This is a genomic window from Mesorhizobium sp. C268A (genome assembly GCF_040324475.1).
Taxonomy (GTDB): Bacteria; Pseudomonadota; Alphaproteobacteria; order Rhizobiales; family Rhizobiaceae; genus Mesorhizobium.
The window spans coordinates 715,103-738,359 of record NZ_JAMYVX010000001.1 but is presented as its reverse complement, the minus strand read 5'-3'; the positions used below and the strand labels follow the sequence as shown (position 1 = coordinate 738,359).

General features: G+C 60.4%; 32 protein-coding genes and 1 pseudogene. 21 read left to right on the top strand and 12 right to left on the bottom strand.

Annotated elements, in window-relative coordinates; translation table 11 throughout:
- Positions 1-35 precede the first annotated feature (35 nt).
- From NKL06_RS03745 to msrA, 14 genes and pseudogenes are all read left to right on the top strand, one after another.
- Positions 36-1,043: a hypothetical protein gene (locus NKL06_RS03745; protein WP_023808302.1), complete on the top strand. Its 1,008-nt coding sequence runs from the start codon at positions 36-38 to the stop codon at positions 1,041-1,043.
- Positions 1,044-1,050: 7 nt separating this feature from the next.
- Positions 1,051-1,365, top strand: coding sequence for a hypothetical protein (locus tag NKL06_RS03740; protein ID WP_023808301.1), 315 nt, complete (start codon positions 1,051-1,053; stop codon positions 1,363-1,365).
- An 85-nt stretch (positions 1,366-1,450) separates the two neighbouring features.
- Entirely contained in the window at positions 1,451-1,684 is a 234-nt protein-coding gene (locus tag NKL06_RS03735) for a hypothetical protein (RefSeq protein WP_023694654.1), read from the top strand.
- Positions 1,681-1,917 (top strand): hypothetical protein, encoded by a 237-nt coding sequence (locus NKL06_RS03730; protein WP_023694655.1) that lies wholly within the window; start codon positions 1,681-1,683, stop codon positions 1,915-1,917. Before NKL06_RS03735 ends, NKL06_RS03730 begins: the two co-directional genes overlap by 4 nt.
- Positions 1,918-2,098: 181 nt before the next feature.
- Positions 2,099-2,494, top strand: coding sequence for an SMI1/KNR4 family protein (locus NKL06_RS03725; protein WP_023743957.1), 396 nt, complete (start codon positions 2,099-2,101; stop codon positions 2,492-2,494).
- Entirely contained in the window at positions 2,491-2,697 is a 207-nt protein-coding gene (locus tag NKL06_RS03720) for a hypothetical protein (RefSeq protein WP_023694657.1), read from the top strand. Before NKL06_RS03725 ends, NKL06_RS03720 begins: the two co-directional genes overlap by 4 nt.
- A 153-nt stretch (positions 2,698-2,850) precedes the next feature.
- Positions 2,851-3,093 carry a hypothetical protein gene (locus tag NKL06_RS03715; RefSeq protein WP_210164290.1) on the top strand — a complete coding sequence of 81 codons (243 nt, stop codon included), beginning with the start codon at positions 2,851-2,853 and terminating at the stop codon, positions 3,091-3,093.
- A gap of 57 nt (positions 3,094-3,150) precedes the next feature.
- A complete protein-coding gene (locus NKL06_RS03710; RefSeq protein WP_155927455.1) occupies positions 3,151-3,408 on the top strand; it encodes a hypothetical protein in 258 nt (85 codons plus the stop codon).
- A 384-nt stretch (positions 3,409-3,792) separates the two neighbouring features.
- The gene (locus NKL06_RS03705; RefSeq protein ID WP_023694659.1) at positions 3,793-4,083 is read left to right on the top strand and encodes a hypothetical protein; all 291 of its coding nucleotides are present in this window, start codon (positions 3,793-3,795) and stop codon (positions 4,081-4,083) included.
- Positions 4,074-4,226, top strand: a complete 153-nt coding sequence (locus tag NKL06_RS03700) for a hypothetical protein (protein ID WP_023694660.1) — start codon at positions 4,074-4,076, stop codon at positions 4,224-4,226. The genes NKL06_RS03705 and NKL06_RS03700 overlap by 10 nt, the downstream gene beginning before the upstream one ends.
- A gap of 110 nt (positions 4,227-4,336) precedes the next feature.
- Positions 4,337-5,464 (top strand): hypothetical protein, encoded by a 1,128-nt coding sequence (locus NKL06_RS03695; RefSeq protein ID WP_352580040.1) that lies wholly within the window; start codon positions 4,337-4,339, stop codon positions 5,462-5,464.
- A gap of 84 nt (positions 5,465-5,548) precedes the next feature.
- Positions 5,549-5,740, top strand: coding sequence for a hypothetical protein (locus NKL06_RS03690; RefSeq protein ID WP_023671459.1), 192 nt, complete (start codon positions 5,549-5,551; stop codon positions 5,738-5,740).
- A gap of 3 nt (positions 5,741-5,743) precedes the next feature.
- Positions 5,744-6,065 (top strand): annotated as a pseudogene (locus NKL06_RS03685) (hypothetical protein).
- A gap of 68 nt (positions 6,066-6,133) precedes the next feature.
- On the top strand, positions 6,134-6,652 hold the full coding sequence (msrA, locus tag NKL06_RS03680) for a peptide-methionine (S)-S-oxide reductase MsrA (RefSeq protein ID WP_023694663.1): 519 nt from the start codon (positions 6,134-6,136) through the stop codon (positions 6,650-6,652).
- On the opposite strand, the gene NKL06_RS03675 is transcribed toward msrA, so the two are convergent.
- The gene (locus NKL06_RS03675; protein WP_023808297.1) at positions 6,606-7,517 is read right to left on the bottom strand and encodes a glycosyltransferase family 25 protein; all 912 of its coding nucleotides are present in this window, start codon (positions 7,515-7,517) and stop codon (positions 6,606-6,608) included. The genes msrA and NKL06_RS03675 overlap by 47 nt on opposite strands.
- A 485-nt stretch (positions 7,518-8,002) precedes the next feature.
- Here NKL06_RS03675 and NKL06_RS03670 point away from each other — a divergent pair, with 485 nt between their 5' ends.
- Complete coding sequence (locus tag NKL06_RS03670) at positions 8,003-8,944, top strand: glycosyltransferase (RefSeq protein WP_023808296.1); 942 nt, start codon at positions 8,003-8,005, stop codon at positions 8,942-8,944.
- On the top strand, positions 8,941-9,963 hold the full coding sequence (waaF, locus tag NKL06_RS03665; protein ID WP_023694666.1) for a lipopolysaccharide heptosyltransferase II: 1,023 nt from the start codon (positions 8,941-8,943) through the stop codon (positions 9,961-9,963). Before NKL06_RS03670 ends, waaF begins: the two co-directional genes overlap by 4 nt.
- A 70-nt stretch (positions 9,964-10,033) precedes the next feature.
- On the opposite strand, the gene NKL06_RS03660 is transcribed toward waaF, so the two are convergent.
- From NKL06_RS03660 to NKL06_RS03645, 4 genes are all read right to left on the bottom strand, one after another.
- Positions 10,034-10,228: a hypothetical protein gene (locus NKL06_RS03660; protein ID WP_023684343.1), complete on the bottom strand. Its 195-nt coding sequence runs from the start codon at positions 10,226-10,228 to the stop codon at positions 10,034-10,036.
- A 572-nt stretch (positions 10,229-10,800) separates the two neighbouring features.
- Positions 10,801-11,271: a GFA family protein gene (locus NKL06_RS03655; RefSeq protein WP_023715175.1), complete on the bottom strand. Its 471-nt coding sequence runs from the start codon at positions 11,269-11,271 to the stop codon at positions 10,801-10,803.
- A gap of 161 nt (positions 11,272-11,432) precedes the next feature.
- Complete coding sequence (locus NKL06_RS03650) at positions 11,433-11,726, bottom strand: hypothetical protein (RefSeq protein ID WP_023694667.1); 294 nt, start codon at positions 11,724-11,726, stop codon at positions 11,433-11,435.
- Between the two features lie 13 nt (positions 11,727-11,739).
- Positions 11,740-11,907, bottom strand: a complete 168-nt coding sequence (locus NKL06_RS03645; protein WP_023694668.1) for a Thivi_2564 family membrane protein — start codon at positions 11,905-11,907, stop codon at positions 11,740-11,742.
- A 698-nt stretch (positions 11,908-12,605) separates the two neighbouring features.
- Here NKL06_RS03645 and NKL06_RS03640 point away from each other — a divergent pair.
- Complete coding sequence (locus NKL06_RS03640; protein WP_245260556.1) at positions 12,606-13,061, top strand: sensor histidine kinase; 456 nt, start codon at positions 12,606-12,608, stop codon at positions 13,059-13,061.
- 16 nt (positions 13,062-13,077) lie between these two features.
- Here the strand turns inward: NKL06_RS03640 and NKL06_RS03635 are convergent, their stop codons facing one another.
- Positions 13,078-13,404, bottom strand: coding sequence for a hypothetical protein (locus NKL06_RS03635; RefSeq protein ID WP_023712723.1), 327 nt, complete (start codon positions 13,402-13,404; stop codon positions 13,078-13,080).
- A gap of 272 nt (positions 13,405-13,676) precedes the next feature.
- Here NKL06_RS03635 and NKL06_RS03630 point away from each other — a divergent pair, with 272 nt between their 5' ends.
- Positions 13,677-13,913 (top strand): hypothetical protein, encoded by a 237-nt coding sequence (locus NKL06_RS03630; protein WP_023671471.1) that lies wholly within the window; start codon positions 13,677-13,679, stop codon positions 13,911-13,913.
- A gap of 766 nt (positions 13,914-14,679) precedes the next feature.
- Positions 14,680-15,906, top strand: a complete 1,227-nt coding sequence (locus NKL06_RS03625) for an anion transporter (protein ID WP_031209159.1) — start codon at positions 14,680-14,682, stop codon at positions 15,904-15,906.
- A 92-nt stretch (positions 15,907-15,998) separates the two neighbouring features.
- Here NKL06_RS03625 and NKL06_RS03620 read toward each other — a convergent pair whose 3' ends face one another.
- Positions 15,999-16,589, bottom strand: a complete 591-nt coding sequence (locus tag NKL06_RS03620; RefSeq protein WP_023694672.1) for a TetR/AcrR family transcriptional regulator — start codon at positions 16,587-16,589, stop codon at positions 15,999-16,001.
- A gap of 81 nt (positions 16,590-16,670) precedes the next feature.
- Between NKL06_RS03620 and NKL06_RS03615 the strand changes: the two genes are divergently transcribed.
- On the top strand, positions 16,671-17,495 hold the full coding sequence (locus tag NKL06_RS03615; RefSeq protein ID WP_023694673.1) for a crotonase/enoyl-CoA hydratase family protein: 825 nt from the start codon (positions 16,671-16,673) through the stop codon (positions 17,493-17,495).
- Positions 17,496-17,530: 35 nt separating this feature from the next.
- Here the strand turns inward: NKL06_RS03615 and NKL06_RS03610 are convergent, their stop codons facing one another.
- From NKL06_RS03610 to NKL06_RS03590, 5 genes are all read right to left on the bottom strand, one after another.
- On the bottom strand, positions 17,531-17,842 hold the full coding sequence (locus NKL06_RS03610; protein WP_023689894.1) for a cupredoxin domain-containing protein: 312 nt from the start codon (positions 17,840-17,842) through the stop codon (positions 17,531-17,533).
- A gap of 10 nt (positions 17,843-17,852) precedes the next feature.
- Positions 17,853-18,377 carry a DUF4142 domain-containing protein gene (locus NKL06_RS03605; protein ID WP_023821205.1) on the bottom strand — a complete coding sequence of 175 codons (525 nt, stop codon included), beginning with the start codon at positions 18,375-18,377 and terminating at the stop codon, positions 17,853-17,855.
- Between the two features lie 115 nt (positions 18,378-18,492).
- On the bottom strand, positions 18,493-19,161 hold the full coding sequence (locus NKL06_RS03600; protein WP_023705692.1) for an RNA polymerase sigma factor: 669 nt from the start codon (positions 19,159-19,161) through the stop codon (positions 18,493-18,495).
- 103 nt (positions 19,162-19,264) lie between these two features.
- Positions 19,265-20,353, bottom strand: a complete 1,089-nt coding sequence (locus tag NKL06_RS03595) for an HPP family protein (protein ID WP_023694676.1) — start codon at positions 20,351-20,353, stop codon at positions 19,265-19,267.
- Between the two features lie 225 nt (positions 20,354-20,578).
- A complete protein-coding gene (locus NKL06_RS03590; protein WP_023694677.1) occupies positions 20,579-21,748 on the bottom strand; it encodes a cystathionine beta-lyase in 1,170 nt (389 codons plus the stop codon).
- Between the two features lie 458 nt (positions 21,749-22,206).
- Here NKL06_RS03590 and NKL06_RS03585 point away from each other — a divergent pair, with 458 nt between their 5' ends.
- Complete coding sequence (locus NKL06_RS03585; RefSeq protein WP_023671480.1) at positions 22,207-23,235, top strand: amino acid ABC transporter substrate-binding protein; 1,029 nt, start codon at positions 22,207-22,209, stop codon at positions 23,233-23,235.
- Positions 23,236-23,257 lie beyond the last annotated feature (22 nt).

Sequence of the window (23,257 nt, the reverse complement as noted above, 5' to 3'; positions counted from 1 at the left end):
CCCGGTGGCGAGCCAAGGCCGCCCAAGATCCGACCATGACGCCGGAGGTATTGGAACTCCAACTTGCAGCGCTGAAGAATGGTCTGACGTGGATTGGGGAAAATCCGGCTCAAGCCCAATACAGCACCATGTCGTCGTTACAGCAGTTCGGCATGGCATTCGGGGATATCGGCCGGACCATAGCCAAGGGCGCAACCGCTGGCGGCGCGGACGCAATCGTCGCCAAGCTCGCATCCTCGGCGTCAGGTGAAAGCTACCAGAACCGTCTGGCTTTCGAACAGGAGCAGACGGAGGATGCCGAGGACCGGGCCAGTTCCGCCGGCTGGGTGGCAGAGGGTCTTGGTGCCGGCCTGTCAGGATACGGCGCCGCGGTCGGTGTGTACGGTTTGCTAGGTCGAGCAGGGATTGGCGCGGCAGCGGAGGGCGGGTTGACCGGCCTAGGCGTCCGAACCGGCGTAGGCGCCGCGACTGGCGGTGCTTATGGCGGAGCATATGCCTACAATGTCGGCGAGAGTGTTCCCCGCGGTGTTCTCAACGGCGCGCTTTGGGGGGCCGGCGGCAATGTTCTTGCCGAAGGACTAAGTGCGATTGGCAGCCAAGTGGTGGCTCGGCTTGCGAAACGCGCGGCAGTTGCTAAGCCCACGACCGTCCCAGATAATGATCCAACCCCGGTTCCTCCTGTCAAAGCGGAAGAGATTCCTATCTCAACCGACCAGGCACCCGAAATAAGGAGGCCCTATGCACATTTGGAAGATCCTCCTAACGTTGCGCCTGGCAAGAAGCCAACGAAGAAGCAAATAGCGACTCTTCATAAAGAAAATATCAGGATGAACGGTGTGGTTTTACGATCAGATGAGAGTGGAATATACATAATTCCGGCAAAGCAAAGTAAGAGGGGCGTGACTCCTCCGATAAATGAAGCTCACGTCGATCATATAGATCCAATCCATCCTCGTGATATTACGAAGATCCTCGGGTCAAATAGTTATAAGAATCTTCGTCTCATTGCCGGCTTTGAAAATGTCGAAGAGTCAAATAAATAGGTGCGACATGGAAAAGTGGAAGTTTGCGGATCCAAAAAATCTAGCCGTTGTCTCAACTCGCAAGATATTTAGGGGCGGCGGCTGGATTGCATACGCGTCACATGATGCTGACGACGAGTCGTGGCAGTTCTACGGAAATGAAGCTGAAGTCGATCAGAACGACTTGATTTTGGTAGGCTTGGTTGAGGTGGTGGAGCTTGATGAAACAGTTGCACAGCTGGCGGATTTGCCATTGGGCTGGCATGCTTGGCGCGATGCAAAAACCTCGCCATGGAAGCGAGCCAAAATGCCTGACGAGGTTCCAGGGTCGACGCTGAGTTAGTTCCATCATCCCGAATGGGATAGGTTCGAATGGGACGGATTTTATAATTTGAAGCTCAACGCGTGAGTGAAGGCGCGGGAGAGAAATGAACAACGCAATTCCGGACCTGTCCACCGTTGTAAGGTTGCCTCCAGCCAATGTCGGCACCGGTGAAAGCGAACTTGACTCTGCCCGCGTCGAGGCTCGCGAACACCTCGAATTCTTCGATTGGGTTTTGTCCATCAAGGGCGAGTATCTCGGCTACGGCGCCGAAGGCATCATATCTTTCTGTTCGAGATCGAGCCTGGAAGGCCGGACATACCAAGATGGATTTGGGTGATCGTCAGTGATGTGCCAACGACATATAACCCGGCTGACGACACCAAAACCCCTTTCGAGGCTCTGGATGGCTACATCGGTGCGCTTGAAGATTGGGTTGAGGCCGCGCGTCAGGGAAAATCCGTGGCGAAGTTGATACCAGTCAATGTCGATGCGACTCCTGCCAATGCCGAGATGCTGGCAAGTCGCCTCGAGTTCCTCGATGAGAGGATTCTGCCGTTGCTTCAAGGGTGATGCCAAGAAGCGTGCAGCGACGACTTGTCGGCCAGCCCGTGGATGTGCATGAAATTAAGCCAGTGAAGTTTGGCGGGAGTCCGACCGATCCGTCCAACAAGGTGATTCTGCCCCGAGAAGTTCATCAGCAGCAGGTTACGCCCTGGTGGAACAAATTACTAAAAGACATTGGAGAATAGCAGTGGGATATACACTAACTAAGGGACGTTTCGACCCACCGGCTCAAGCTGCAGTTGTCGATGGCCTGCCCGCAAGCCTGGGAGTGACATTGCCGAAGGATTACGCCGATTTCGTTAGGGAGCATAATGGAGGTGAAGGCTTCATCGGCGACAGCTATATAATTTTTTTCAAGGCTGAAGAGTTGGTAGACTTCAATCGAGAATATGAGGTTGAGAAATACGCACCAGGCATCCTCTTGTTTGCGTCGAATGGAGGAGGGGAAGCCTATGGCTTCGACACCCACGACGTGGAAATGCCGATCGTGCGCATCCCATTCATATTTATGGAACGGCAATCCGCCGAGACGATAGCGCGTGACCTCGCCGGTCTATTTGCTGCGTTGGAGGACTTGAAATGAGCGTCCAAGGTACAGATTCGCGTTCCAAAGGCATGGAATTGTTCGGGATCAAACCGGTAGCGGTTGGCGGCGATCCAGTTAGCATGGAGAACAAGATCTGGTTGACCAGGCAAGAGCATTTTCAAGTGGTGCGCTTTTGGAATCGAACTATCGAAGTTCAGCGTAAGGCGGCGCTGGAAAAGGCGGGACGAAACGGGGAATAGAGTGCAAGGAGCACGAGCCATGACCAGCGTCGGACGATCATTTTGCAAATCCACCGAACCGCCGGCGTAAGCAACTCGTCCCTAGATCCCAACATAATAATGGTACCATCTTCCAGGAGGTTTTGCATCCGAATCGTGGCGGAGGGTTTCTCTTTGGGTAAAGTAGGTAGGCTGATAGAGATAGTCGAAAGGCTGTCGGAGTTTGACGAGTACGACACGATTTATGCGTCGGAGCCTTGGACCGAGGATTCCGTTGCGATGGTTGCTACCGGGCTGGACACGGGAAGATCGCCACCGGAGGCCGTCGAAGCCGGTTTGGAATATTTTCTTGAGATACATATCTGTCGAGAAGTCATCGAGGGTTGGCTTGCCTCAATAAAGAAAAACCTAGCCTAGCGGGGGTTTGTCAAAGGCTTATCGAATACGCCATCAATGACGCATAGGAGAGATAGAGTGGAACATAACCCGCGCTATGACGGAAAGCCGCTGCTTAAACTATTGGAATTTTATGTTTTGTGGGTAATTGGTGAGCTGCCCGAAGAGGTGGATGAATCCTTGAAGGCGATAGCTCCCAAACTGCACACTCTCTATGGCGGCGATGGACAGTGGCAGGGCGCAATTGCCGCACCGTTCATTTTTCCGAGGAAATACCGGCGGAAATCCGGGGTCTATGGGCGAGGAACCTCGAAATCGCTCGCGACAACGACGTAACGCTTTCGCCTCAGAAATTTGCCGAGATGTTCGTAGATGAAAATTTCGAGAATGAGGGATTACGGTGACAGCGTATTTTCTAGAGGTCCGCACCAGTGCGAGGTAGAGCGAAAGCTCTAAAGCTGACAAATTGAAAAGAGTGCACTGTCACCGTAATTCCGAAGCATTGAGACGCATAATTCAGCTGGACAGCCTGATCGTGGGCGTTGGAGGAACTGCCGGGTTATACTTGTCCAGCGGACAAAGTGGCTCCAGTATGGACGGACCCGTTGAGAAGAACAGCAATGTCTATTAGATTCGCTGCGCTGGCGCCCACTTACATCTGAAGGGCTGGCCAGCGGTCACTTTGAAAAGCGCATGGGACGGCGGCCTTGGCTCGCCGCAATGAACATGGGCAGGAAGATACTTCTCGGTGGAACCGTTTCCTATGACGACGACATCGAACTGAACACGCGGCGGCAACACCCGACCATAGCCTGGTTGTGGCGGCTGGGGACATGTGATCCTTCGGAAAGGCCAGAGCTACTGGCCAAATACGAAGAATGGAATCAACTCCATGAAGAGAAAAAGCGGAATGCCAAGGGTTGGGAACACCGCAGCTTTTGCCCCTTGCTGGACGTTGATGACATCGGTCGCACAGTCATGCAGAGGGCGACGCCGAGGCAATGGCGCTGAGGATCGAGCTTGGGCTGCCGGCTGAACCGGAGAAAGTGCCGACCGAAGAAGAGCGTATTCTGGCCGAGGCCGGGGATGGCTATGTGACGCCTGCGCAGCGCAAGCGGCTGCGCTACCTGCGCAAGCACCCTGAGGACGGGTGATGCGCCGCGTCTAACTCTTCGGTCTTCATCACAGCGCTGATCGTCGCGCACCAAATTGGAACTTCTTTCAAGCCTCGCTTTCGCGGGGCTTTTTTCATGGAGCAAGCCTTATGGCCCGACCTGCAACTGCCGCCGTTCGTCTGTTGACCGGCGAACGCGAACCCGTGCGCCTGGCGACGACGGGCAACATCACCCTTTACGGCCTGCAGACCATCGACGGCGTGCCGGCCGAGGTCGGCGACCGCGTGCTGGTCAAGAACCAGGCCGACGCCCGCGATAACGGCATTTATACCGCCAGCGAAGGCCAATGGTTCCGTGCCGCCGATGCCCGCACCAGCCGCACCATGCAGAAGGGCACGACGGTGCATGTTCAGCAGGGCGCGGTCTCGGCCGACTTCGTCTATGTTTTCGAAACGCTCGATCCGGTGATCGGCACCGACGCGGTCACGATCGCCTTTTACCTGTCGGAGGACACGCTGGGCGATGCGGTGGCTGCTGCCAGCGCTGCCGCCGCCAGCGCCGCTGCGGCGCTCACCTCGAAGAACGCTGCCGCCACCAGCGCCACCAATGCCGGCACCTCGGCCGGCGCCGCCGCAGGTTCGGCCACGGCCGCCGCCGGCTCCGCCACAACAGCCGCGACCAGCGCCACCAATGCAGGCAATTCGGCAACGGCGGCTTCCGGCTCGGCATCGGGCGCGGCGACCAGCGCCACCAACGCAGGCAACTCGGCTACAGCTGCAGCCGGTTCGGCGAGCGCTGCCTCGGGCTCGGCAACCGCGGCTTCCACCTCAGCCACCAATGCCGCGACCTCCGCTTCCAATGCGGCGGCCAGCGCTGCGGCGGCATCAACCTCGGTGGCGGCGCTCGGCTACACCTTTTCCACGACCACAGCCGACGCCGATCCGGGCAATGGCACCTTGCGGCTGAACAATGCGAGCGCTGCCTTGGTGACCGCGGCCTATATCGACAATCTCGATGCCGGCGGCTCCACGGGAGCACTGACATGGAAGGGTTTCAACAACTGCTCATCGCCTATCTCGAAGCCGCGAAACCCTATGCTATCGGCTTTGCCGCCGGGCTTGTCGCCGGGTGGCTGCTGTGAGCGCGCTCCTCGCCGTCCTGCTTGGCAACAAAGCGCTGCTGGGCTTCCTGGCATCGGTCATCGCCGCCCTTTGCTGGGGCGTTCACCAGCGGCTGGCCGGCGCCAGGGCCGAGCGCGGCAAACTGGCGGCCGCTGAGGCCGCGGCGCGCGCGGTCGCTGAGCAGGTGCAGAACGACGTCGGCGCACTGCCGGCGGACGCTGTTCGAAAGGAGCTGAAATCATGGGCAAGGGACTGATGCTTGCGCTGCTTGTGGCGCTTGCCGGGTGCACGACTGCTTCGGGCGGCTTCTGCGCGATTTCGAGCCCGCTGCGCCTTTCGGCCGAAGCCGTCGACGTCCTGTCGGACGCCGAGGCGAGAGCGCTCCTGGCGCACAACCGCAAGGGACAAAAGCTCTGCGGATGGAGGCCTTAGCCGATGCACGACCTCTTCGACATGCTCGGCATCAAGGGGCCGGTCGTCGCCGCCGGGCTAGCCGGCGGCGTGCTGCGAGCACTGTCGCGCCATCGCTACAAGCTGCGCGAGATGATTGCCTCGCCGATCTGCGGGGCGCTGGCGGCTGCGTATCTGACGCTGCCTGCCGTCGCCTGGTTCAGGGCAACCGGCATGCCTCCCCGATCCGGCCGACGATACCACGACGCTCGCCGCCGCCTTTTTGATCGGCGTCTCGGCCATGTGGATTTCCGACATCGTCTTCGAGGTCATCGTGCGGCGGTTCGGCTCGGCCGGCAACGAGTGATGCACTTGAGATGCTGGAAGAAGCCAGCGACAATGCCTACCTAAGGAGCAATCCAATGGAGGTATGATATGGCGACGTCCACCGAACGTGCAGTCCTTGCCGGCGGCTGTTTCTGGGGCATGCAGGATTTGATCCGGCGCTATCCCGGCGTGATCTCTACCCGCGTCGGCTATAGCGGTGGCGATGTGCCCAACGCCACGTATCGCAACCACGGCAGCCATGCCGAAGCCATCGAGATCGTTTTCGATCCGGCCAGGATCAGCTTTCGCACATTGCTCGAATCCTTTTTCCAGATCCACGATCCGACCACCAGGAACCGCCAGGGCAACGATGTCGGAATGAGCTATCGCTCTGCGATCTTCTACACCAGCGACGAGCAGAAGCGCGTCGCCGAAGACACCATCGCCGATGTCGATGCCTCTGGACTGTGGCCGGGCAAGGTCGTCACCGAGCTTGCGCCGGCGGGCGATTTCTGGGAGGCGGAGCCAGAGCATCAGGACTATCTCGAGAAATACCCCAACGGCTATACCTGCCACTTTGTCAGGCCGGGCTGGAAGCTTCCGGTCCGCGAAAAGGCTGTTTCGTAACGCAGCCGCTATCGTCTGCTTGTCTGGCGGCCGAACTATTCTTCCGCGCGATCGCTATGCCGGCCGCCTCGTAGAGGTGGCCGTGCTCGGGCTGCCCATAGACGAACGCGCCGTGGACGGGTTTGCCGTCGACCTCAGAGCCTGAGAACGCGACGGCCTCGATCTTCTTTGTTCCGGTCAGGCTCTGGTTTCGAAGATAGGCGAAGGTTCGCACCGCTTCTCCAACAATTCGATCGAGAAACGGTTTTGGCCGCCTCCCGGGCCGTCGCACGAGGCTTAGAAAGCGCTCTCGTCCCGAAACAAAATGGTGTTGTGCGCAAAGCGCCGGCATGATCTGATAGATTCGGTTGAGCGAGCAGGTCATGAATCCTGGGTGAAAAAGAACGAAGTCGACCTCTCCTCTCAGATGCATGGTCCTGCGCAGCAATCTTTGCGCTGCCGATTTGGAGAGGACATAGCCTGCGGCGCCCGCGTGCAGGCCATAAAGTCTGGCAAGCGAAAACCCATCATCGAGAGCGACTTCCTTGCGTCCGACCCTCACGTTGGCAAAATGCGTTTCCAGCTTGATCACATCGGCATCGCGTGGCACCCATCGATCGGAAGCAAGCAGCGAGCCGGCGCCAGCGCCGAAAACGACGTCGTCTTCGAAAACCGCGCCATATTGATCCGCGCCGTTCGCAACGATCTCCCAACACGAGCGGTGGCTCAGAAAACAGCAAACCTCAGCAGCGCTCAGCGGGCTTTTGGCGACAGAGCAGCAATCGGGGCAATCAATGGCGGAGACACGCTCAAATGGTACTCCGATCCGGCCGAACTCGGACGCGACATGCGCCAGCCGATCGCGAGAACGATCAAGATTGATCACCAGACACCTCATCAGCGCCCCCTTTGTCCGGTGATCAGTGAATATCACGTTCCCGTGATTGCACAAATTTGCTTACGTGCGGGGCAGTAGGTAGCGGCGTACGTGCCGCCGGTGATTTTGGAGGTTGGGTGGACATTGACTGCATCCCCGGCGAGGCGCGAGGCTTAACCGTGCGCGGGTAGACGAGTCGAGTCGCCCTAGAAGCCGAAGAATTGCCGGCCGATCATGTATCCAAGCGCGACGACCAAAAGGGGAAACAGGGCGGGCGCCAGCCGACCAAGAGCGGAGGTCTTTCGCTGTTGCCTGGAGATGGTCGTGGGCGCATTGCCGAGATTCTTGGTCATCCGGCATAGTAGCAAGCGCTGATTAACGATTCCGTAACCCAGTCGAGGCCGCCGCGGCTTTTTGCGTTTCTGGCGCGACCTTGACAATGCCCAGCCCGTGACGCAACTGGGCCGTCTTGAGAGCATTGTGAGGCAAGGTCAATGCGGGTGACGCTCGTTTTGAAGGGCGTAATACCCTGCCGAGGTTACGGTGGGATTCAGCGTCAGGTCGAATGGCTGGCCACGGAGATGGTTCGTCTCGGACACGAAGTCGTGGTGATCGCTGGCCCTGGCTCCAGCCACCCGCTCTTCGAAGTCCGGCACGCTTCGACCGATGCCGAATGCCGGGCAGCCATTCCGCGCGACACGCAAATCGTCCACACCCATAGTTGGCCCGTCGAGGTGCCATTTCCAACGCTGAATACGCAGCGCGGCTTTATGCCGGACCAGCCCATGCCAGTTGCGAACTGGAGCTTTATCAGCGCCAATCATGCCCGCCAGCATGGGCGCGAGACATTCGTCTACAATGGCTTTCCGGTGGACGCCTATCGTTTGTCGGCTGCAAAGGGCGACCGCCTGCTATTTCTCGCCGGCATTGCACGATCAAGCAAAGGCCTCAACCGCGCCGTCGATCTCGCCAAAAAATTCGATTTCGGTCTAGATATCGCCGGTGGCTCGCGTTGGAAACTGCTGGGCCGAAGTCAGACCCGCCGCGAAGGGTTGTTTTTCAAGAGCCTTGGCAGGCGATACCGTTTCCACGGAATCGTTGACGGCGAGCCGAAGCTTCGCCTTCTCGGCGAAGCGCGAGCCTTCCTCAACCCCATCGCCTGGGAGGAGCCGTTCGGCAACGCACCGGTCGAAGCCATGTTGTGCGGCACTCCGGTCCTGACGACGACGCGAGGCGCATTGCCCGAGACGGTCGATGCCGACAGCGGGCGCTTCTTTGAGACCGATGAAGAATTTGCGGCCGCTTTCGAGGCCGTCGCCGACCTTACGCCTCAGCAATGCCGCGAATCGGCCGCGACGAGATTTCCCATCCAAAAAGCGGCGCGCGGCTATCTGGATCTCTATGCCCGCATCCTTGACGGCGAAGCGCTTCCTTGACGACCGGCGATCCAATCCTCTTCGTCGGCTTCCCCGCGGTCGGCGACTTCGTCCGTTGCCATTCCGCCATCCAGATCATTGCCGCGCGATTTCCTGATCGCCCCATAGATGTCGTCACCTCGCCCGTTGCAGCGCCGCTGGCGCGCCTGATGCCGCATGTCAGGAAGGGCTGGGCGCTTGCCAAGCGTCATCAGCGCCCCGGTTTTGGCGAGCGCAGCCGCCTGGTTGGCGAGTTGCGCAAGGAAAATTACCGTACGGCCTATCTGATGACCAGCAGCACCAAGGCGGCGCTGATGGCGTTCATGGCCGGAATAGAGGAGCGCATCGGCTATCCGCAGGAGTTGCAATTCGGCCTCCTCAATCGCTTCCCCGCCGGCTGGTTGGCGCATCTATGGGCCTTCGGACCCCGCAAGACGCGGCTCTTCGAGGAGGTCTGCTCGATTGCCTCGCTTGGCGAAAAGCCGGCTGCGGGCGCAGAGTGGCCGGCGCCCCGGCTTGTGGTCGATCCGGCCGAGTTGGACGATTGGCGCCAGTACAAGAAGATCGATGCCGGCCGACCGGCCCTGGCGCTCTATACTGCCGACATTGAGAACTTCCGCTCATGGCCCGTCGAGCGCTTCATTTCGATCGCCAGAGACCATCATGATCGCGGCTGGGCAATCTGGATTGTAGGCGGACCGCGCGAGCACGCCGGTGCCGCAAAAATCCGGGCCGCCATTCCTGAGGCAATCGACTTCACCTCGACCCCGTCGATTGCTGACGCGATGTGCCAGATCGCTGCGTCGACCATGTTCCTCGGGGTTGATGGCGGGATTTCCCACGCCGCCGCTGCCCTGAACGTCCCATGCGCGCTCATCTACGGGCTGAATCGCCCCTATGTGCATGGGCCCGTAAACAACCATGTTCGCTTTATCGAACCACCGCTTTCGACGCCCAGCTGGGTCAAGGACACGCGGGGCATCAGCGAAACTCGGGTGAGGGAGGCTCTGGCTGACATCTCAGCCGGTATCGCCAACTGACCAATGGTCTCGCCGGCCCCAGGCGCCTGGTTAAAAACGCCCCGTGGGGGCAACCGTCGCCGCGTTTCGGTTACCCCATGGCCCTGCGGCTTTCGGGCTCGTGATTGCCGACCCAATGTGCACGGATGCGGTCGCTGGCTTCAAGGTAGGCCATGTCGATGAGATAAGTCAGAAGCTTCTCGCCGTCGGCTTCGGCTTTCTGCCTAAGCTCCCGCAGTATCCCTTGCGCGAACTGCAGGTTCTCCATTTTGCTCGGCTGGTCCATCGGTGCTCCCCCAACGTCTGCGTATGAACTTTGCGCTGGCTATGCTTGCATGAAGATTGCCGTGAAGTGGATATTGCAAGTGCGGACCGCGATCCTGCGAAGGCGCTGGCTGCATGAAAGCCGCCCCATCCGGCTTCAAGATTCGCTACACTATTTGACGGAAAGAAAATAAACAAAGCGTTCTTTTGTACAAGACAGGAAGATTCCTTCAGTTCACACCACGAGATACTTGGACAGCATAGTTGACGTAACGATATTGCGTGGCCTTAGGCTCTCGTTTCGAAACAAAACGTAGCATCGTTGCAACCACAAGACGAATTCCAGCTGACCGGGGCCGCTCCGTAGTCAATCGCCGGTTACAAACGGCACCGGGTCTCAGCCCAGGGCTTTGGCCAACCCATCGTTCCACGGCAGCGCAGGCCGGATGATCTACCGCCCGCCTTGGCTTGACGCCAAGGCGGGCTTTTTGCGTTTGGCTTCTACCGGGTGAAATGTTGTCGGACCCGGTCCTGTCGGCATCGGGCGGTTTCGAGAATGAATTTCCTGCCTGCCTGCTTTCTGCGCCGCTCGCGCTAGGCCGACTTGCGTTGCGGCAAGCTAGACGGCGTCTCGACACCGTCAGAAATCGGTTCGGCTGTCCGGTTTGTCGGCTCGTCATCGACCCGGTCGTGCTCGAATTGCCGGGCGGCAGGCAAGGGTTGCAACCAGTGCTCACGGCGATTGACCCAGAGTTCATAGCTGGGCTCCAGCCCTTCGGTGGGCACCTCATCGAGGCTGCCAATCGTCACTTCCACCTCATTCTCACGAACCAAAGGGACCCGGCCGCCGCAGGTGGGACAAAAACTTCTGTCGCCGTAGCTATTGACGATACCCGTCGTTTCGAACGCCTCGAGCGGCCACACTGCAAACGCCGAAAAAGCCGACCCGCTAGCCTTGCGGCAGTCCTTGCAATGGCAAAGGCCAATCCGAAAGGGATCTCCCGTCACCGAAAACTGGATGCCGCCGCACAGGCAGCTGCCGCTCCGCCTTGTATCATTGGGCATGACCGCTCCTCCATCTGGTTGGGCATCACACCGCTACATCTTGCAGCGCCATGCGCACAATCAATTCACGCGCGGCGCAACGGTTCCATGTCGCCTCGCGCAATGCATTGTCTGGACCCGGCAGCGCCATGGCGACGACCGCCGCAAGGCTGCTGGATATGTCAGTTCGGGAAATCGAATACCGGTTCCCGGCACCAATAGACACGGCACTGGCCATCACGTGTCGGAACGGAGGCAGCGACCGGCACCTCCGGCCAGTCGCACTCGTTGCCGTATTGGCGGACATAGCGATCATAAGTATTCCGGCCGGTCGTCAACACCGCCGAGTGATGGCTCTGGATGAGGCGCTGCGTCGCCTCGCAGGTCATCGAACGCGTGTCGGGTCGGGCGTAGGCCGTGCTTGTTGCGGCAAACAACGCCGTTCCGATGATCCATGCGATTGTTTGGGATGTCATGGCGACCCTTATCCTAAAATACGGCCAGGTATTTCAACAGCGAAATAATGCCGATAATGATGACAACGATCTGCGCGATCTGCCTCGTGCGGCCATCGAGCGGCAGACGCTGGACGAGATAGAGCACCAGGATGATCACCAGGAAAGTGATCAGAATGCCGATAAGTACCGATGAAGCCATGTCCCTCACTCCGTCTGGCTACGTCTGAGAATAGTACGCAGCGGCAAACGCTCTGGCCCTCGATTGGTTCCTGTCGATGCGAAGCCATCGGCGCAGCGTAAAGGCCGCGAAACCACGTTCCGCGGCCTTTGAAGCTGGATGCCGATCAGGTCTGTTTGCCGTAATGGTTGTCGTTTGCCATCGGCGACACGGTTTCCAGGCGACTTGTTGCTGGGTCAGGCTGGGCGAACCGCCCCGGGCTGACGAGGTTCCGACAAAAACGGCCGCATCACGTTCTACAACGAGGCCGCTGCCGACATTTGGGGGCATCGTCCGGTCTTGGCCGAGACCTGTGGTGCGGCTCGTGGAAACTCCGTCACCTCGATGGTCGGCCGATGGCGCATGCTGAGTGCCCGATGGCCGTTTCCATGGTTGAAGGACACGATATCACGTGGGACCAGGCCATTGCAGGCAGAGCGGCCGGACGGCGAACTTATTCCGTTTAAAGCCCACCCACGCCTGCTCCGCGACGGATCGGGCGAAATTGTCGGCGCCATCAACAGCTGCTTGATCTGCGCACGCAAACGCAAGCCGACGAAGCCCGCATCCGGCCATCATTCCAATGATCCGCGAGACGAGCAAATCGGCGGGCAATCCGACGACATTCCTCGAGCAGGGTGCGAGAGCGCATCTCGGCGCTTTCGCAATCGCACGATCTCTTGGTCGACGCCGAATGGCGCGGCGCCAGCATCGGCGACCTGATCAAGGCGCAACTCAAAGCTTTCGCGGCGCAGGACCGTTTGTCGCTGGCTGGGCCTGTGATCACACTTCGCCCGAATGCCGTGCAGTATCTCGGCATCGCTTTCCACGAACTGGCCACCAATTCGCCAAAGCATGGAGCACTGTCAGGTCACGGCGGACGAGTCGAAATCGAATGGGGTACGGCGCCGGCAACCGACGGCACCGATACCCTTAGCTTGATCTGGCGTGAATTGGGTGGGCCGAACCTGAGTGGGACGACGCGCCGCGGTTTTGGCTCCGTCGTCCTCCAGCGGGTTGCGCCACAAGCGCTTAGCGGCACCGGACAACTGGAATTTGGGGAACAAGGCGTCGTCTGGACGCTCAAAGCGCCGCTGCGCTCGGTCCAAATCTCTCTCGCGGATTTTGTCGATTGAAAGAGCGGGTCGCGCCTTAGGACAATCCCAGCAGGGGAGCGGTTTGGCCGCCTGTGGTGTCGGAATTGCCGATGCCAGGCAGTTCGTGCTTATCGTCGGCAAGCGAAGTCAATCTCCCCGCCTCGACGGAGGTCAGTCCGTCCAACTCCATCACCGCGCCGTAGAGTTGGGCCGTCTGCATCACAAGCCGCTCGACATCTTCAAGGGCGACGTTCTCGTCCAGGTTACGCAATCGTATGTCCTCGGCAACCACCGCAATATTGACCATTCCGCGCGAGCGCAGCGCGCCCAGGACCCGTGAATTGAGATCCTCCCGTAGCCGAGCCGAATATCCGTAGCGCATGGAAACCTTCCTTTCAGGAGCCGGTTGTCGCGTCGTGATCAAGATGCGCCAACGACCTTCAGATGGCAAGAAGAATATAAAATATTCCCAAGTAAATCAACTAGTTAGCAGACTGCGCGGGTTGTGCTATCGGCGTGTCTTCCTCATCGTTGGTCTTGTATGTGAGTCACCCATCAGCCTCTCTTGACGCGTTGCACGCGGACCCCTAGCTATACTGCAATGAGACACATACTAACTCACCATATTTTTGGTCTTGACGGTTGGAGGCGCGAATGGCCGAGCTGGAACGACCCGAGCGACTGCAGATCATGCTGACAGCCGAGGAATTGGCTGCCTTGGAAAACTGGCGCTTCGAAAAGCGCATGCCAAGCCGGTCCGCGGCAGTGCGGGAACTGCTGCGGCGCGGCCTGGATGCGGATGGATTCCTGACTGCGGGACAAGGAACAAAGTCTCAGGACTTTGGAATTCTGGGCAGCAGTGTGACTGGCGACGGCCAGTCGGGCGAGTAATCCGACGGCGGTTAGCCAACAATCGCTTTTTCTGGAAGTGCCGCTACCAATTTATTGCGGTGGCGGAAACGCAAAGCGGGTCGGCTCTCGGCAGGGTACTGGTCTCAGCAGGGTACTCTTGGCGTATGGTTGCAAAGCCCGCTCCGGTTCGCCGGAGCGGGCTTTTTGCGTTTTCCCAACAGGAAATAGTCGCGATCGCTTCAGACACGCTCAAGGTTCTCTTCGCACTCCATGCACGCGACGCTGTGACCGGGGCAACTGAGCCGGTGTGTTCCTCCGGGGCAGCAATGGCCGTTCGAGCTCGCCCACCGGGCACAGACAAACACCTTGCGGGTTCCGTGGCATTGTGGACATTCCATCGGGCGGGCCAGCAAAGCCTCGTTTTCCGAGACACGGCATTCCCTCTCAAGAGCCTGGACCATCTGAAACCCCAAGGCCGAAACATGGCTAAGCTATCCATACCCGGAAAGCCTAAATTAGAATTTAATTACATACGCCACGAGAGCCTTCCGAGGGGAAGTTCGCGGATGGCAATCTCAGGCCACCGGCAGTCCGCCGCGCGTGTCTCATTCCCAATCTCGGCCGTCTCAAGATCAAGCTCCGGTTGCTCCCGGCATCGGTCAACCCGCGATTTTGCCCACCGATTTTCGCATTCGGATCGTTATAGGCTTTCGCTTTGCTGGAGCGGCGTTAAAGCTGCCCGGCAAATGCCTGAGCGGGAACAGTCCGTTCCTGCGTCGGTTCGTTTGGACAAGGATGTCTGCCAATGACATTGATGGGCGCAGCGGCACTTTTGATCCTTGTCCTGACTTATGCCGGCGTCGCAATCGGGCGTATTCCAGGCCTCCGTCTCGACCGGGCAGGGATCGCCTTGCTGGGGGGTGCGGCGATGATCGCCATCGGCGCACTCAGTATGGAAGATGCCTATCGCGCCATCAATTTCGACACCATTACGCTGCTGCTCGGCATGATGATCGTGGTGGCGCATCTGAAGGTGTCCGGCGCCTTCCGGGCGCTTGGCGCCTACGCTATCGAGCATGCGCACGCGCCTTTCGTGCTGCTGGTGATGGTGACGCTGTTGACCGGCGTGCTGTCGGCGTTCCTGGTCAACGACGCCATCTGCCTGGTCATGGCGCCGATCGTCGTCCACGTCACCCGTGTCATCAACCGCAATCCCATTCCCTATCTGATCGCCACCGCCACCGCGTCCAACTGCGGCAGCGTCGCCACCATCACCGGCAACCCGCAGAACATGGTCATCGGCGCGCTGTCGGGAATTTCCTACCCAGCTTTTTCGGCCGCCCTGGCGCCGGTTGCCCTCTTCGGCCTCGTCGCGGTCGTCGTCATCGTGCGCATCGTCTACCGCGCCGAATTCGCCCGCACCGCCGATCTCAACCCGGAAGTCTATCGCGGCCGCATGCTGCCGGGACAGGTGCTGAAGGCGGTGGTTGTCTGCATCGGCCTGGCCATCGCCTTCTTCGCCGGCGTTCCGGTTGCCAAGGCAGCGCTCATCGGCGGCGCCATCCTGCTGCTCACCCGCGCCATCAAGCCGGCACGCATCTACCGCGAGATCGACGGCCCGCTGCTGTTCATGTTCGCCGGCCTGTTCATCGTTGTCGCCGGCGCCGAAAAGACGCTGCTGACGCCCGACATCATCGCCTCGGGCAAGAACCTCGGGCTCGACGACGTCTGGCGTCTATCGGGCTTCACCGCGGTGCTCTCCAACATCATGAGCAATGTTCCGGCCGTGCTGGCGCTGCGGCCATTCATACCCGGCCTTGAGAACCCCGGGCGTGCCTGGCTGGTGGTGGCGATGAGCTCGACGCTGGCCGGCAACTTCACCTTGCTTGGCTCGGTCGCCAACCTGATCGTCGCCGAACAGGCGCGGGCGGCCGGCACGCAGCTGTCCTTCTCAGCCTTCTTCAAGGTCGGCCTGCCACTGACGCTGCTCACCCTTGCCGTCGGCACGGCATGGCTGGCAGCTGGATTCTAGAGCAACTCCACGAAAAGTGTGAAGTGGTTCTCCGTCCGGAATTGCGTCAAAGAGATAGCGTGTTTCGCCGTCTCCATTAAACGGTGAACGCTCTAGCGGATAGTCGCCGATCCTGACCTTGCTCGAACCAGCGTTGCAGCGGCATGTCCGGCCGCCTCGACATAGTCGGGGTTGCGGTGGATCAGCATGATCGAGAACGCTCCGTCCATCAAAAGCACGATTTCGCGCGCCAGGGTCTGCGGCTCGTCGACGCCGTGGCCTGTGAGTTCGCCGGCCAGCCAGGTCTCGAAATTCTGCTTATGCCGCGCCCCCGCTTTAACGGCCGGGTGTCCGGGCATGGAAGCGAGTTCGGCTGCCGTGCGCAGAAAGCCGCAGCCTCTCCATTTCGGGTGCTTCGCCACGCGCGCCAGATTGGTGAAAATCGCCTCGACCTTGCGCTCGACATCGCCTTCGGCCATCTCGAACCAGCCGGCCATCTGCTTGAGGTTCGGCTGGTCGCGACCGTCGAGATAGGCCGCGATCAAATCGTCCTTGCTCTTGAAATGATAGTAGAGCGTGCGCTTGGTCAGCCCGGCTTTTTCCGCCACTGCATCGACGCTGACGCGGCCGATCCCCTCGGCATAGAACAGCTTCGTTGCGGCATCGACAATGCGTTTGCGGGTAGGGCTTGGTGCTTCGCTCATACGCAAGTATACCGACTAGTGAATATACATACAACCGAAAGCCTGATCCTCTCCGTCGACAAACACAGGGAAGGAAAAGACATGACCGAGCTTGTGCTCACCGGGGCCCGCAACGGGATCGCCATCCTCACACTTAATCGGCCGGAGAAGCTCAACGCCTTGAACTATGCGCTGATTGATCGCCTGCTTGCGCTCCTCGATGCCGCCGAGACCGACGATGCCATCCGCGCCGTCATCCTCACTGGAGCAGGAGAGCGCGCCTTCTCCGCCGGCGGCGACATCCATGAATTCTCAGGCAGCGTGGCCATCGGCGTCGACGTTGCCCTGCGCGACTTCGTCATGCGCGGACAGCGGCTGACGGCAAGGCTGGAGGCATTCCGCAAGCCCGTCATCGCCGCCGTCAACGGCATCGCCTTCGGCGGCGGCTGCGAGATCACCGAAGCCGTGCCGCTCGCTATCGCCAGCGACCGCGCCTTGTTCGCCAAGCCTGAGATCAACCTTGCAATGCCGCCTGCTTTCGGCGGCACGCAGCGGCTTCCGAGACTGGCAGGGCGCAAGAGGGCGCTCGAGCTGCTGTTGACCGGCGATTGGTTCCCGCCGCCGCGCGCCCTCGAACTCGGCCTCGTCAATCAGGTGGTGCCGCATGAGGAGCTGATGCCCGCCGCAATTGATCTCGCCCGGCGCATGACCAGGCATTCTCCTGCAGCAATTGCCTCGATCCTCACAGCAGTGGCGCGGGGCCTGAACCAGAGCATCGCGGAAGGCTTGGCTGTCGAGGCCGAGCAGTTCGCCCGCATGGCTCCGACCGCTGATCTGCGCGAAGGGCTGGATGCCTGGATCGCACGGCGCCAGCCGGGCTGTGACGGCTCGTGGACGCACATCACCCGGCCGGATGAAGCCAGGTGAGCCTCAACGCAGCAGGACGGGCTTGCGGACCTGGATCAAGGCGCCGTCACGGCCACATGACCTTTCATGTTGGGGTGGAAGCGGCAGAAATATTCGACCGCTTCCGCCTTCCGCAGGGTCAGGCTCGCTGTTGTCTTCGGCGGGATCATCACTTCCCAGCCACCCTTGACGGTAGCCGTATGTGCGAACACGTCCTTGTTCACCCACTTGATCGTGTCGCCGACCTTCGCGTCGACGGTGGCCGGCGAAAAGACAAGTTTGTCGATGGTGACCTGGATGGTTTCGGCCTGCACGGGTGAGGTCCCGAAGACCAGCGCCAGTGCAATCCACAGCTGCCGTTTCGACATGGCCTGGTCCTTACTTCAGCATACCTGCAACATGCTCGGCGTGCTGTTCATGGCCCTGGAAAATCTTCAGGCCGGTCTCCAGCAGGCTCTTCAACTCGGCATTGCTGGCCGATGGGATCAAAAGGGTTTCAAGCGCGCCGTCGACCTGTTTGTGGTAGGCGATCTCGTTGTCGACATAGGCTTTGTCAAAGGCTGCGCCGTCGAGTTTGGCGAGCTTCGCCCGCTCCTCGGCCGCAGCCTTGGTCAGCGCCTGGCTGGTTGCGTTGTCTTCCGGCGTCACCTTCAGCTTCTTTACCAGTTCCAGTGCCTGCGCGTTGACCGCTTCGTGGTCGCGCACCATGTCGTTGGCGAAATCCACGACCTCCTTGGTCTTCGATTTCTTGATCGCCTGCTTGGCGGCTTCCACATCGATGACGCCTGCCGTGTAGGCGATGTGGGCGATCTGCGGGTCCGTCGGCTTGTCGGCGGCTTGCGCGAGCGGGGCAGCGCCAAGCAGCAGCAAGGCAGCGAGGGCGGCGGTGTGTCGGGTAAGCATGGCATCTCCTTCGCCCGGACGCGGGATCGCGCCGGGCCATGTTTTTGAGTTGACGGTCATTGGATGCGCAGCGGCGGCAAACGTTCCCGGGGAAATCGGCCAAATCAGCCGATGATCAGCTCTCCAGGCCGAGCCGCTGCATGACGGCGCTGGTCAGCCTGTCGCAGCGCCGGCCGGCAAACGGGAAGGCGTCGAGCAGCACCGGCCCGATCTGGTCGTCGAGTGCCTTGCGTACCAGGGCGCGGGCGCGGTGTAGCCTTGTCTTGACGGTTTCCGGCCGCACGCCAAGCAGCTCGGCGGTCTCCTCGATACTGAGCCCCTCGATAACCCGCGCCACGAACACCGTCCGATAAACATCGGGTAGGCTGTCGGTCGCCCGTTCCACCAACTCGAGGATCTGCCGCTGCGCCATCGTCCGCTCCGGATCGTCGCTGGGATTGAGGGGGAACTGGATGATTTCGGCTTGCGGGTTTTTCGCCACCGTCCGCCGCCTTTTGCGCAGACGGCCGAGCGCCTCGTTGATGACGATGCGCGACAGCCAGGTGGCCAATGAGGACTCCCCGCGAAAGGCATCGAGATGGGCAAAGGCTCTGACATAGGCCTCCTGGACGATGTCCTCGGCTTCGGCATCGTTGCGCACCACCCCGCGAGCGATGCGATAGAGCCGCTGATTATGGGTCTTCATGATGATGCGGAAGGCGTTGCCTTCGCGTGCCAGCGCGCGGCGCACGAGAAGCATCTCGCTTGAGGCAGCAGTGGGCATTGGTAGAGACATAGCAGGCATGGCCAGTTCCTCGATCCAATCCCCGTTCGAAACCTCGATCAAGACATTGGATGACATCGCCGGCAAAAGGTTCCCGGCCATTTTCGCCCGGGTCCGACGGCGCCTAGAATACTGCTTCCGCCAGCGGCTTGTCAGCAGCCTGCGCTCGTGCCGTTGCCGCAAGCAGATCGGTCTGCGTGATCAGGCCAAGGATGCGGCTGTCCCCGTCCACGATGATGACTGCATGGGTGCGGCCGTCGGTGAGCACCGGTAGCAGGGCCATGGCGGGCGTACCGGCGGCGGCGGTCGACGCTGTCGACGTAACGCTTCCGACGGCTTCGTCGGCTCGCGCCAATTCCCTCAATCCAACGGTGCCGACCAGCCTGGCGTCCTTGTCTACAACCGGCAGCGTGCGGATATTGTGGTCGAGCAGCAGATGACGCGCCCGATCGGCGGACGCGTGTTCATCGACCGAAATCACGTCGCACGACATGATGTCCTCGCACAACATGGTTCGGTGTGCGCGCATCGTCGCTTGCAGTTCGACCTGTCGCAGCAGTTGTTCGAGATCGTTGCGGTCAATGTCGAAGGTCTCGTCGAGCGCAGCCAGCGCGGCATCGATGTCCCCGGCCCGGAAGCCGATGCGCTCCTGAGCCGGCGGATCGCTGGTTCCGTGCGTGCTTTTCGGGGCAGGGGCCGGCACATGCGGGTAGCTGCGTCGCGACAGCCTGTGGAAAGCATAGCCGAGCGCGACCAGCATCATGGAGTTCAGCGCCACCGGCACGAACGGAAACAGGAAGCCGGCACCGATCACGGCCGGCCCGCCGAGCACGGCGGTCAGTGCGGCGGCTCCGCCCGGCGGATGCAGGCAGCGCGAGAACGACATGGCGGCGATCGCCATCGCCACGGCAATGCCCGTGGCGAGAACGGGCTGATGGACGAAATGGGCCACGATCACGCCGACCAGCGCCGATATTGTATTGCCGCCGATGATCGACCATGGCTGCGCCAGCGGGCTTGCAGGCACCGCGAACAGCAGCACCGCCGACGCCCCCATCGGCGCCACCAGCAGCGGCACATGCGGGCCATTGCCAAGCACCAGCGCGCCGATCGCGCCGGTCAGCGCAATGCCGATCATCGCCCCGATGCAGGCGATGAGGCGCTCGCGCAGCGTCGCGCCGGCGAGAATGGGGACAAAGAGACGAAAGGCCATGGCAAGCTCAGTCCGGCTGGAATTGTGCGCGCAGCGCCTGCAATGGCGTTGGCCCGACGATTTTGAAAGTCAAACCGATCCGAAAAAGCGCGCGTTGGGGAAATAACATTGCGCTTGGTCGACCCATGAGCGGCTTTGCGAGGTCGATCGTCCTACGAAAGTCGCTCGCCAATCCTTTAAACGGGTTAGCCGGCTAGCGGAATCAGCTTGGCAAGTTTGCTGGTGTCATGCCGCAGCGGCCGCTTCCAGCCCGCGCAGGATATCGGCCTTGAGGTCCTCGACATCCTCGAGCCCGATCTGCAGCCGGATCAGCGGGCCGTCATAGGGGCCCTTGGCGACGGTACGGTCGCCGAGGAAGACCGGCACGGCAAGGCTCTCATAGCCGCCCCAGGAATAGCCGAGACCGAAGATTTTCAACGCATCGAGGAAGGCATGCTGCTGTCTCTGGCCGCCGCCTTTGAGCACGATGGAAAAGATGCCGCTCGAGCCGGAAAAATCACGCTTCCACACCGCGTGGTCGGGGTGGCTGGGGAGCGCCGGGTGCAGCACGCGGGCCACGCCGGGCTGGCCTTCAAGCCAGGCGGCAATCGAAAGCGCGCTCTTTTGATGGTGATCCAGCCGAACGCCCATCGTGCGCAGGCCGCGCAGGACTTGGTAGACGTCGTCGGGGCCGGCGCAGCAGCCCATCGTGTAGAACGTCTCGCAAAGCTGCTTCCAGCAGTTGGCATTGGCAGACACTGTGCCCAGCAGCACGTCCGAATGCCCGGCCGGATATTTCGTCGCCGCATGGATCGAGATATCGACGCCGTGGTCGAGCGGACGGAAATAGAGCGGCGTTGCCCAGGTGTTGTCCATCATGACGATGGCGCCCGTTTCATGCGCCGCCTTGGCGATCGCCGGAACGTCCTGCACCTCGAAGGTGTTGGAGGCCGGTGATTCCGTAAACACGACTTTGGTGTTCGGCTTGATCAAGCTGGCGATGCCGGCGCCGGCATGCGGATCGTAATACTCGACCTCGACACCCAGCCGCTTCAGCATCGTGTCGGCGAAATTGCGGGTCGGATGGTAGACGGAATCGACAATCAGGATGTGATCGCCTGCCGAGAGAAACGCCAGCAACGGGACGGTCACCGCCGCCAGGCCCGACGGCACGATTATTGTGCCGGCGGAGCCTTCCAGCGCGTCGATCGCATGCGCCAACGCATCGGTGGTCGGCGTGCCGCGTGTGCCATAGGTGTATTTCTGGCTGCGCGCCGCCATCACCGACGCATTGGGATAGAGCACGGTCGAGGCATGCACGATCGGCGGATTGACGAAGCCGAAATAGTCGTGCGGATTGTTGCCCGAATGGGCAAGCCGCGTGTTGATACCCATTTCGTTGCCGTCAGTCGCCATTGCTCTTCGCCTTGTGGTGAAAGCGCTAGCCATAGAGCGGCGGCATTGGTCGTGCAACAGCGGGCGCCCGCCACGCGGTGCCCTTTGCATAGGCCAATTCCCCTATGAATAGTCTGGAACGCGTGGCAATCCAGAGCCGCGGATTTCATGAGTGGATGTGGATTAGCGTCGACGGACTTTGCCGTTTTTGTTTGCGGGGCTTGCTGCTTTCCTGAGGGTGTTGTCCGCAATTCAGGCATTTGCGGCAATTGGTTTTCAAAGCTGTCGTGAAACGGTCATTTCCCTTGACCTCACAGAGATAATCGCCTTCGATGCAGTTCGTGAATGGGAGGGGCCGGGCGTCGGTTACGACGCGAGGTTCCGGAATGAGCCGGATGGGAGCCGGGTTCACGCGGGAAAAGATCAGGATTTGCCTGAGGATCAGGGTTTACCTGAAAACAGAAAAGGGTCTGTGGGTTATGAAACATATTGCAATTGGCATTCTCGGTGCCGCTGCGCTTGGATGGATGGCTTCGGCCGCGTCGGCGACAACGCTCGATACCGTCAAGGCGAAGGGCTTCATCCAGTGCGGTGTCTCGACGGGCCTGGCCGGCTTCTCGGCGCCTGACGACAAAGGCGATTGGAAAGGCATCGACGCGGATTTCTGCCGCGCTGTCGCTGGTGCAGTCTTCGGCGATGCCTCCAAGGTCAAGTTCACGCCGCTCAGCGCCAAGGAGCGCTTCACCGCGTTGCAGTCGGGCGAGATCGATCTCCTGTCGCGCAACACCACATGGACCATCAATCGCGATACCGCGCTTGGCCTGAACTTCATCGGCGTCACCTATTATGACGGCCAGGGTTTCATGATCAACGCCAAGAAACTGCCTGGCGTCAATTCGGCGCTGCAGCTTTCAGGTGCGGCAGTCTGCGTGCAGAGCGGCACCACCACCGAGCTCAACCTCGCCGATTACTTCAAGGCGAACAAGATGGAGTACAACCCGGTCGTCTTCGAAAAGCTGGAAGAGGTCAACGCTGCCTATGACGCCGGCCGCTGCGACGTCTACACCACCGACCAATCCGGCCTCTATGGCATCCGCCTGACGCTGAGTGCGCCGGCCGACCATGTTGTGCTGCCCGAGATCATCTCCAAAGAGCCGCTCGGCCCCGCCGTACGCCAGGGGGACGACCAGTGGTACCACATCGTCAAGTGGACCTACTTCGCCCTGTTGCAGGCAGAGGAACTGGGCATCACCCAGGCCAATGTCGAAGAGATGAAGACCTCGGATAATCCGGAGATCAAGCGCGTGCTCGGTCAGGAAGCCGAAACCAAGATCGGAACCGACCTTGGCGTGAGCAATGACTGGGTCGTCAACATCGTCAAGGCAGTCGGCAATTACGGTGAGATGTTCGAGCGCAATGTCGGCACCGGCAGCCCGCTGAAGATCGCGCGAGGCATCAATGCGCTGTGGACCAAGGGCGGCCTGCAATACGCACCGCCGATCCGCTGATCGAAATGTGATCCGGAAGGCA

What these genes read in the sequence shown, in the direction of transcription:
- NKL06_RS03695 (WP_352580040.1), top strand. Translation starts at nt 4,337, where the DNA reads ATGGCCCGACCTGCAACTGCCGCCGTTCGTCTGTTGACCGGCGAACGC.
- NKL06_RS03745 (WP_023808302.1), top strand. Translation starts at nt 36, where the DNA reads ATGACGCCGGAGGTATTGGAACTCCAACTTGCAGCGCTGAAGAATGGT.
- NKL06_RS03650 (WP_023694667.1), bottom strand. Translation starts at nt 11,726, where the DNA reads ATGACATCCCAAACAATCGCATGGATCATCGGAACGGCGTTGTTTGCC.
- NKL06_RS03590 (WP_023694677.1), bottom strand. Translation starts at nt 21,748, where the DNA reads ATGGCGACTGACGGCAACGAAATGGGTATCAACACGCGGCTTGCCCAT.
- NKL06_RS03700 (WP_023694660.1), top strand. Translation starts at nt 4,074, where the DNA reads ATGGCGCTGAGGATCGAGCTTGGGCTGCCGGCTGAACCGGAGAAAGTG.
- NKL06_RS03720 (WP_023694657.1), top strand. Translation starts at nt 2,491, where the DNA reads ATGAGCGTCCAAGGTACAGATTCGCGTTCCAAAGGCATGGAATTGTTC.
- NKL06_RS03740 (WP_023808301.1), top strand. Translation starts at nt 1,051, where the DNA reads ATGGAAAAGTGGAAGTTTGCGGATCCAAAAAATCTAGCCGTTGTCTCA.
- NKL06_RS03735 (WP_023694654.1), top strand. Translation starts at nt 1,451, where the DNA reads ATGAACAACGCAATTCCGGACCTGTCCACCGTTGTAAGGTTGCCTCCA.
- NKL06_RS03610 (WP_023689894.1), bottom strand. Translation starts at nt 17,842, where the DNA reads ATGTCGAAACGGCAGCTGTGGATTGCACTGGCGCTGGTCTTCGGGACC.
- NKL06_RS03625 (WP_031209159.1), top strand. Translation starts at nt 14,680, where the DNA reads ATGACATTGATGGGCGCAGCGGCACTTTTGATCCTTGTCCTGACTTAT.
- NKL06_RS03615 (WP_023694673.1), top strand. Translation starts at nt 16,671, where the DNA reads ATGACCGAGCTTGTGCTCACCGGGGCCCGCAACGGGATCGCCATCCTC.
- NKL06_RS03655 (WP_023715175.1), bottom strand. Translation starts at nt 11,271, where the DNA reads ATGCCCAATGATACAAGGCGGAGCGGCAGCTGCCTGTGCGGCGGCATC.
- NKL06_RS03705 (WP_023694659.1), top strand. Translation starts at nt 3,793, where the DNA reads ATGAACATGGGCAGGAAGATACTTCTCGGTGGAACCGTTTCCTATGAC.
- NKL06_RS03635 (WP_023712723.1), bottom strand. Translation starts at nt 13,404, where the DNA reads ATGCGCTACGGATATTCGGCTCGGCTACGGGAGGATCTCAATTCACGG.
- NKL06_RS03605 (WP_023821205.1), bottom strand. Translation starts at nt 18,377, where the DNA reads ATGCTTACCCGACACACCGCCGCCCTCGCTGCCTTGCTGCTGCTTGGC.
- NKL06_RS03630 (WP_023671471.1), top strand. Translation starts at nt 13,677, where the DNA reads ATGGCCGAGCTGGAACGACCCGAGCGACTGCAGATCATGCTGACAGCC.
- NKL06_RS03660 (WP_023684343.1), bottom strand. Translation starts at nt 10,228, where the DNA reads ATGGACCAGCCGAGCAAAATGGAGAACCTGCAGTTCGCGCAAGGGATA.
- NKL06_RS03595 (WP_023694676.1), bottom strand. Translation starts at nt 20,353, where the DNA reads ATGGCCTTTCGTCTCTTTGTCCCCATTCTCGCCGGCGCGACGCTGCGC.
- NKL06_RS03585 (WP_023671480.1), top strand. Translation starts at nt 22,207, where the DNA reads ATGAAACATATTGCAATTGGCATTCTCGGTGCCGCTGCGCTTGGATGG.
- msrA (WP_023694663.1), top strand. Translation starts at nt 6,134, where the DNA reads ATGGCGACGTCCACCGAACGTGCAGTCCTTGCCGGCGGCTGTTTCTGG.
- NKL06_RS03645 (WP_023694668.1), bottom strand. Translation starts at nt 11,907, where the DNA reads ATGGCTTCATCGGTACTTATCGGCATTCTGATCACTTTCCTGGTGATC.
- NKL06_RS03690 (WP_023671459.1), top strand. Translation starts at nt 5,549, where the DNA reads ATGGGCAAGGGACTGATGCTTGCGCTGCTTGTGGCGCTTGCCGGGTGC.
- NKL06_RS03600 (WP_023705692.1), bottom strand. Translation starts at nt 19,161, where the DNA reads ATGCCTGCTATGTCTCTACCAATGCCCACTGCTGCCTCAAGCGAGATG.
- NKL06_RS03670 (WP_023808296.1), top strand. Translation starts at nt 8,003, where the DNA reads ATGCGGGTGACGCTCGTTTTGAAGGGCGTAATACCCTGCCGAGGTTAC.
- NKL06_RS03620 (WP_023694672.1), bottom strand. Translation starts at nt 16,589, where the DNA reads ATGAGCGAAGCACCAAGCCCTACCCGCAAACGCATTGTCGATGCCGCA.